We start from the raw sequence: 8284 nt of genomic DNA, 5'->3' as shown, positions 1-8284 counted from the left end.
CTCCACCACCCTCTCCCCCAGCCCCGCACCTCAGCTCGCGGAGCCGCAGGACTCGGGCACGCCTCCCACGGGAGCCGTCGCGGACAACGAGGACGGCGGCACGCCTCCCTCGGGCGCCACCGCGGGCGTCACGGGCGGAGAGGACGGCGGCACGCCCCTGAGCAGCGCGCTCGGAGACGGCGGCCCGGCCCTCGGCAGCGGGCCCGCGCTCGGTGGCCCCGCGCTGGGCGGCAACCCCGACGGCGGCTTCAACTACACCTATGCGAAGTCGCTCGGCGCGAAGGCCGGCGGCGTGCGCTTCTACTTCTACGAGCGAGAGCGCGTCGTCGCCGAGCGCGCCGCGCCGCTCATCGAAGAGGCGTACCGGTACCTGGTGGACACCTTCCAGTACGTCCCCACGGAGACCTTCCCGTACATCCTCTACAGCAGCTACCAGGAATTCCTTCAGACGAACCTCTTCCCGCTGTCCGAGGGAACCCTGGGTGTCACCAGCACCGAGGACCTGAAGCTCACGCTGCCGTACCTGGGTGATCACCGACTCTTCGAGGAAATCAGCACCCACGAGCTCGCGCACCAGTTCACCATCCAGAAGACGCGCACCGTGGCCGAGCAGGCCAAGGTGTTCGGCGACCCCCTCCAGGCGATTCCGCTGTGGTTCATCGAAGGTATCGCCGAGTTCTACGCCAAGCGCGGCATGGACCCCGAGGCGGAGATGCTCGTCCGGGACCTGCTCGTCAATCCGGACCTCTACAAGGGCTACGCCTTCCTCGACTTCTTCTCCCCCGGGCCCTACGGCTACCTGTGGATCTACAAGGTCGGTCAGGTGCGCGTGGCCTTCCTCGAGGAGGAGTACGGCAAGGGCTTCATCCAGCGCGTGCTGGAGGACTCGCCCCGGCTGGTGGGCGGCTCGAAGGACTCCCCGTCGCTCAAGTTCGAGGAGCTGCTGGAGCGCCTGACGGGGGATGATCCGAAGCGGCTGTCCGCGCGGTTCGAGAACTGGCTGAAGCGCCGGGCCTACAAGACGTACCTCGGCTCGGAGCAGTCCGCGCCCGCGCTGGACCTGCTCGACAAGGCCCCGGGCTACATCACCGCGATGTCCAGCTCGCCGGACGGCACCCTGCTGGCGCTGCGCACCATCGTCCCCGAGACCGGCGAGAGCCGGCTGTATGTGATGGACCCGCGCGCGCCGGACAAGGCGGTGAAGGTGGCCGGTGACGGCGTGCCCGGCGTGGAGTCGCTGCACCCCATCTCCGGCCGCAGCTTCGCGCTGTCCAAGGACAAGCTGGCCTTCGTCGCCGAAATCACCGGTCGCGACATCATCTACGTGCAGGACTACAAACACACCGTGGAGAAGCGCGCCAACGACGTGCTGGTGCGACGCAACCCCATCCGCACCGGCATCGACCGGGAGGTGGGCACGTCGGTGCAACTGGAGGTGGGCGACCGCAAGGCCTACCGCATCGACAAGCACGGCATCCTCGCGGCGTACTCGCCGGCCCTCTCGCCGGATGGGCGCTACGTGGCCTTCATCGGCATCCAGGACGAGGGCCTGCGCGACGTCTACGTCATCGACCTGAACGCGAGCCCGGACGCCAAGCCCCTGCAGCTCACCGACGACGTGTTCTCCGAGCGCCAGGTGACGTGGGGCCCCGCGGGCATCGTCTTCACGTCGGACGCCACGTCGCACCGCAAGTTCAACCTCTTCCGAGTGAAGCTGGACGCACCCCGCCAGGTGGAGCGGCTGACGAGCGAGGAGAGAGACCACGCGGACCCGTTGGCCCTGGTCGACGGCCGCGTGTTCTTCACCGCCTTCAACAACAGCAGCTCCGACCTGCACGAGCTGATGGCGGATGGGCGAATCGTGCGCCGCACGGACCTGACCACCGGCGTCTTCGAGCCGGGCCCGGGCCCCGAGGGTGGCCTGTGGATGCTCTTCCACGTGTCGGGTGAGCGGAAGCCCGCGGTGCTCAGGCCTCCGCGCATGCTCGCGCTCGACGTGGCGCCGGAGCCTCCTCCGGAGCCGCCCAACCCGCTGGCGGTGCGCCCGCTCACGGATGCGCAGGCGTACGAGCCCTTCGCGAGAAAGAACCTGGAGTTCGGCCCCATCTTCGGCTTCGCGGGCGCGGGCGGCGGCGGCTTCGTCGGTCAGCTCTTCGCGGCGGCGAGCGACCGCATGAGGGACCACCAGTTCATCCTCACCCTGGCGGTGTACGGCAGCTTCGATTTGACGGACGGCTACATGCTGTACATCAACGACGCGGGCCGGACGACGTGGGGCGGCGGTCTGTTCCAGTCGCTGCGCTTCCGCGTGGACCAGACGTTCGACGACCTGCCCGTCTTCTTCACGTCGGCGGAGCGGTACTTCGGCGCGCTCGGCAGCCTGCGCTATCCCCTGAGCACGTTCTTCTTCGTCCAGGGCGACCTGAGCATGGGCGGAACCAAGTACTTCCTCGACGACCAGACCGAGTTCCGCCTCTTCTTCGCGGACCGCAACGAGGCCAACCGGGAGCTGCTGTCGCTGTGGAACGCGAAGAACGGCTCCATCCGCTTCCAGACCGAGCTGAGCGGACAGGTGGGCTACGACAGCCTCAAATACCACTACGCCACCGGTCCGCTGTCGGGCAGCTCCGCGTTGTTGGAGATGACGCTGGGCGTGCAGCCCTTCGACAGCGAGGCCTACGGCAACCTCCGGCTGGATGCCGAGCGCTACTTCCCCATCTACGGCCGCACCCACCTGTTCCTGCGCGGCGGCGCGGGTACGACGCTGGGCGGACGCTACGCGCGCTCCTACTTCCTGTCGTCGTTCGACACCCTGCGCGGCGTGAACTTCGGCGACGAGCGGTGGCTGCTCGGCCGCAACTTCACCTACGCCACGCTGGAGCTGCAGCTGCCCCTCAACGACATCATCCGCGTGGCCTTCCTCAGTGATTTGGAAGCCATCGCGGCGATGGACGTGGGTGGCGTGGGCAACAGCGCCGAGGACCTGTGGGACCACCGCGTGCTCAACGCCGTCGTCGGTGTGAACCTGGCGCTGGGGCCCCTGCTGCTGCGGCTGCACTTCGGCAGGCCGCTCGACATCGGCGCCAAGGCCGGCAAGCCGGACTCCGGCTGGGTGACGAATTTCTCGCTGGGAATCGCCGGCCTCAACGGCTTCTTCGACCAGGGGAACACCGGCGCGACGAACAACGGCCCACCCCAGGGCGGGTCCCCCGCGCTGATGCCGGCGCAGGGTGGTGGCTACACCTCGCCTCGGCACTGAGGCGACAAGGCCGCCCCCGCTCCCTTCATCAGGTGAGCGGGGGCTGGTGAGGCTTGGGGACGCGGCGTCAGGACTGCGCGGCCACGAGCGCCGCGTTGGCCTTCGCCATGGGCCCGCCGTCATTGGGGATGCGCTCGAAGTCACCGCGCAGCGCCTTGATGGCGAACTTCTCCAGGTCGATTTCCCGGCGCGAGCGGATGCCCAGCGCGCGCAAGGGAGCGGACAAGGGCCCGAAGCCGAAGACGCCGTGCTGGAGGAGGACTCCCGCGGCCACGGCGCTCAGCACCCGCCACCGGCCGCCATCCTTCTTGCCCAGCAACAGGCCCAGCGCCCCCATCGCGGCCGTGCCCACCATGACGGCGCGGTTGAGGTCCCACTCGCGCTCCAACCGTTGGAGGTAGCGACTCATCTCCGGCCGGTCCGCGTGCGTCGCCATGTGCCGCACGCACGCCTCTACATGCTCGTCGATACGGCGGTTCACCATCAGCGGCGTGTGATTGCGGGCGGAATCAGACGACTGGTTCCAGGTCTCCATCGCGGGCGTCTCCCTGTCGCGGCGCTCCCCTCTTCCTGAAGAAGCTAGGCCCGACGTTCCGCGTCGGGAACAGCGGTGGGAAGAAGGGAAGAAGGCTTCCCTGCCTGCCCGCCTGCCCCACCAGGGAGGCTCGCGTGCGACTCAGCCCCTTCTCAAGAAGCCCTCACGCCGACCCAGGGGTCGACGGGTCCTCAGCCCTCCAGGGTGAAGCAAATGACCGGACCAGGAAGGGAAATCCCTTTCATCAACTACCCACCCCACGGCGTCTCAGGGCACTGGCTTCGTTCACTTTCGAGCGGCGCACGTCTCCCTCCATGAGGCACGAGCCTTGCTCAACACCCGGCGATGACTCGCTCACGACTCTTGCTCTGCCTTCCGGTGATGTGGCTGTGGGCTTGCGGCTCTGGAGCCCCGTCCTCGCCCACTCAATCGCCTCCCGTCATCATCGAGGAGCCGCCTCCAACAAATCCGCCCGTGGAACCTCCGCCGGTGGACCCGCCCCCCGTGGACCCGCCTCCGGTGACGCCCGAGGCCCAGCGGCCCTTCACGATGCCAGCCTTGCAAGCGAGCGTGCCCGAGTACGAGCTCATCATCCCCGAGGCGGCGATGAAGAAGTTCGAGGCGGACGTGTGGACGCCGGAGCAGGACGCCGTCTTCAAGGCGGGCGGGACGACGTATCAGGTGAAGGTGCGCCTGCGAGGTGCCTCCGCGCGCTACTTCCCGAAGAAGAGCTGGAACGTGAGCTTCGAGAAGGACGCCCGGTTCGAGGGACGCACGTCACTCAACCTCGTGGCCGAGTTCGCCGATGCGACGATGCTGGCGGAGAAGATGGCGTTCGACTTGATGGCCGCGATGCGCGTGCCCGCGTCCAAGGCGACCTACGTGCGCCTCAAGCTCAATGGCCAGTACCAGGGCGTGTTCCTGGACATCGAGCAGGTGAACAAGGCCTTCCTCAAGGCCCACGCCTTCGCGGACGACGATGCCACCATCTACCGGTGCGGCTGGAAGGACTGCGAGCTGAAGACGTGGAAGGTGCCCTACCAGGGTGACTGGACGAAGAAGACGAACGAGCAGCAACCGGACGACGCGCTCCTCGCCATGCTGGACGTCATCAACCACACGCCGGAGCCCCAGTTCGCCGAAGCACTGGAGAAACACCTCCAGCTCGAGCACTACCTGCGCTCCATGGTGCTGGACGCGTTGATGTCCAACAACTTCGTCGAGGACTCGGAGAGCTACTTCATCTACGACCGGGCCGTGGCGAAGTGGTCCTACGTGCCCTGGGACCTCAACAACGTGGACGCGCGCTGGTGGTACCTCAATCCCGTGGAGGGAATGAGCACCAGCTCCAACAACATGCGCCACCCGCTGTTCAACTTCACGCTGACGGACGCGTGGACGGAGAGGATGTACCTGCAGCGCAAGACGGAGACGCAGTCCTATCCCGGCTACCTGCCCGTCTTCTCCAACCTGGGCACGCGCGTGCTGGCCAACCCCGCGCTGCGTGAGCAGTTGGGCGCGCGGCTCGACAAGGCGCTCGACGAGCTGTTCACCCCCGAGGTGATGAACCCGTACATCGACGCGCTGCACGCGCTCATCACCCCGCACATGCGTGGAGCCCCGTACACCGACTTCGCCCAGTTCCAGGCGGGCCGCGACTACATGAAGCGCTACGTGAAGGAGCGCCGGACCTTCGTGGAGAAGGACTGGGCGCGGCTGAAGGCCCAGGGCTCGCCCCTGGTGTTCGAGGCGTTCGACCCGGTGGCGGGCTGGGTGGACGTGGGCAACCGGGGCACGGTGGCGCTGTCGCTCAAGGGCATGGTGCTGACCACGAACCTGCGGGTGAGCCTGGCGCAGAGCGACCATGCACCCACCCTGGTGAGGACCCCCGTGGGCGCGGTGCTGCCGGACGTGACGGTGGCCCCGGGCGCGAAGGTGCGGCTGAAGCTCTCCGAGCTGGGCATCCAGTTGATGCCCAAGGGAGAGCTGGGCCTGTTCGACGGGAAGTCCGTCGTGGGCGTGAAGGACTTCCTCTTCTACGGCGCGCTGCGCGCAGGTCAGCAGTACGAGCGCGGCGACAAGGGCTGGGAGGTCCGCTGAGCCGGAGTGCTTCGCCTTAGCGCCGCTCGCGGACGACGAGCGTGCGCTTCGCGCTGAGTCCCCGGTCATCCGTGACGAGGATTTCGTGGGAGCCCACCGAGGGCTTCCACCACATGCGCTCGTCGGCGCGCGCCGTTCCCAGGAGCGCGCCGTCCACGAACCAGGTGAGCGCGCGCTCGTGGGAGGCCTCCGCCTCCAGCGGCATCTCCTGCTGCTCCGGAGGGACTCCGGGAATCAGCAGCGCGATGTGGCCCTGGGCGGGCGAGACGATGCTGGGCGCGGCGCGCTCGCCACCGGGCTCACAGCCGGGCGCCGCCGAGGGAGGCTCCGGCAGGCGGCGGTGCTGCTCCTCCAGCCAACGGCGGATGGTGGCGGGCCAGGTGACGAACACCCGCGACTCCGTCTTCCGCCCGGCGCGGCAGGTGGGCCCCACCGCGAGCCCGGAGGCCACGTCAACCTCCACGTGCTGGTGGTAGGGACAGCGGGCGGTGGGCACCGCCGAGCGCCGCGCGTAGACCTCCTTGCGCTGCGTGCAGGCCTCCGTCGGCAGATGTCCCGAGTACGCGCAGACCTCCACGCGCATCAAGTCGTCCGGCGCATTCACTTCATCCTCTGGCAGCGAGCGACCCCGGGGACCCACGCCTTCGAGGATGTCGAACAACAGGGGGCCCGCCGCATCCGCGCCCACCAGGTGCACGCTCGGCGAGTGGTCGAAATTTCCCAGCCACACCACCGCCGTGTGCCGAGGCCCGGAGCCCGCGGCCCACGCGTCCCGGTGCCCGAAGCTCGTCCCCGTCTTCCAGTGCACGCGCGCGGGCAGGCCCGTCAGCCGGCGCCGCTCCGGAAAGTCCGGCCGGTCCTTCAGCGACAGGGCCTTGCGCGTAAGCCACGCCGCCCCCGGAGACATGACCTCCACGGGGGACTCCACCGGCTGCCCTTCCTCCAGCAGGCGCAGCGGCCGCGTGCGGCCATCACCCGCGAGCGCCACGTACACCCCCGCCAGCTCCAGGGGCGTCACCTCGATGCCGCCCACCGCCGCGGACAGGCCGTAGTAGCCGGGCTCCGGGACGAGGCTTGCGACCCCCGCAGTGCGCAGCGAACCCAGGAAGCGCTCCACGCCCACGCGCTCCAGGAGCCGCACGAAGGGCATGTTGAGCGACTGGGACAGCGCGTACTCCAGCCGCACGAGGCCCAGGAAGCGGCCGTCGAAGTTGCGCGGGGCATAACCGCCGTACGTCGTGGGGATGTCCGCCACGAGCTGCTCCGGCCCCACCAGCCCCAGGTCGATGCCCATGGCGTACAGCAGCGGCTTGAGCGCCGACCCCGGAGAGCGCGGCGCGGCGAAGCCGACAATCTGTCCGCCGTGTTTCTCGTCGAAGAAGTCGAAGTTGCCCACCAGCGCGAGCACCTCGCCCCGCTCGCGCTCCACCACCACGGCCGCGCCGTTGTGGACGCCGCGCGACGTCAGGTCCTTCGCCCCGTCGCGCATCACCCGCTCCACCAACCGCTGCGTGCCGGCATCCAGCGTGGTGCGCAGCCGCGTCTGCCCAGGGCGCTGCGCCCGGAGCCACACCGCCGCGTGCGGGGCCTCGCGAGGAAACGCCTTCAAGTCCAGGGGCACGGCGGAGGCATGCACCTCCGCGAGCACCTGCTCGGCCGACACCGTCGCGCCCTCGGGGCCGCGTGGGAGGGCGTGGGCCTCCAGCAGCCGTCGGGCCACGTCATCCCGGGCCGCGCGCAGCCGGGCGCGGTTCTCCGTCGTGGGGAAACGACGGTTGGGGTTCTGCGGCACCGCCAGCAGCGTGGCGATCTCCGCCGGACTCAGGTGGGCCGCCGTGTGGCCGAAGTACGCGAGCGCCGCGGCCTCCACGCCCTCCACGTTGCGACCGTACGGGACGAACTGGAGGTAGGCGCCCATCACCTCCTGCTTCGTCAGACGCAGCTCCAACTGCACCGCGCGAAAGGCCTCCACCATCTTCGAGGTGAAGGTGCGCGGACGCGGCTCCAGCATACGCACCAGCTGCATCGTCAGCGTGGACGCGCCCGACACCCGGCGGCCTCGCGTCAGGTTGAGCACGGCCGCGCGCGCCACCGCGAGCGGGTCCACGCCCGGGTGGGAATAGAAGCGCTTGTCCTCCAACGCGAGCAGGGCCCGGAGGTAGGCCGGGTCGATGCGCTCCGCCGGAGCGGCGATGCGCCACCGCTCGTCCGGCGCGAGGAAGACATGCGCCGGAGTGCCATCGCGGTACTCCAGCACCACCGAGGGCGGCGCGGAGAGCCGCGACGGCAGCGGCAACACCCACGCCGCCGCCACCCCCACCGCCGTGAGGCCGACGAGCCCCACGGCGAACCACACGAGCTTCTTCAGGAGGTGGCGAGCGCGGCGCATA

Annotated in this window: 4 protein-coding genes; 2 read left to right on the top strand and 2 right to left on the bottom strand. The window is 69.2% G+C overall.

Annotated features, from left to right (window positions below):
- The coding region (locus HR086_RS20195) for a tolB protein precursor protein (protein ID WP_254626399.1) at window positions 1-3259 on the top strand (3259 nt) is incomplete at its 5' end.
- 67 nt (window positions 3260-3326) lie between these two features.
- On the opposite strand, the gene HR086_RS20190 is transcribed toward HR086_RS20195, so the two are convergent.
- Window positions 3327-3794 carry a DUF2892 domain-containing protein gene (locus HR086_RS20190; protein ID WP_174457203.1) on the bottom strand — a complete coding sequence of 156 codons (468 nt, stop codon included), beginning with the start codon at window positions 3792-3794 and terminating at the stop codon, window positions 3327-3329.
- Window positions 3795-4139: 345 nt separating this feature from the next.
- On the opposite strand from HR086_RS20190, the gene HR086_RS20185 reads away from it, so the two are divergent.
- Entirely contained in the window at window positions 4140-5894 is a 1755-nt protein-coding gene (locus HR086_RS20185) for a CotH kinase family protein (RefSeq protein WP_174466420.1), read from the top strand.
- Window positions 5895-5910: 16 nt separating this feature from the next.
- Here the strand turns inward: HR086_RS20185 and pbpC are convergent, their stop codons facing one another.
- A complete protein-coding gene (pbpC, locus tag HR086_RS20180; protein ID WP_174457205.1) occupies window positions 5911-8283 on the bottom strand; it encodes a penicillin-binding protein 1C in 2373 nt (790 codons plus the stop codon).
- Between the last annotated feature and the right edge of the window lies 1 nt (window position 8284).

The organism is Myxococcus sp. CA039A, assembly GCF_013336645.1.
Taxonomy (GTDB): domain Bacteria; phylum Myxococcota; class Myxococcia; order Myxococcales; family Myxococcaceae; genus Myxococcus; species Myxococcus llanfairpwllgwyngyllgogerychwyrndrobwllllantysiliogogogochensis.
The sequence above is the reverse complement of the archived record's forward strand: the minus strand, read 5'-3'. Positions and strand labels throughout refer to the sequence as shown.

Excerpts from the sequence above, each read along its gene's own strand:
- HR086_RS20190 (WP_174457203.1), bottom strand. The coding sequence starts at position 3,794 with ATGGAGACCTGGAACCAGTCGTCTGATTCCGCCCGCAATCACACGCCG.
- HR086_RS20185 (WP_174466420.1), top strand. The coding sequence starts at position 4,140 with ATGACTCGCTCACGACTCTTGCTCTGCCTTCCGGTGATGTGGCTGTGG.
- pbpC (WP_174457205.1), bottom strand. The coding sequence starts at position 8,283 with ATGCGCCGCGCTCGCCACCTCCTGAAGAAGCTCGTGTGGTTCGCCGTG.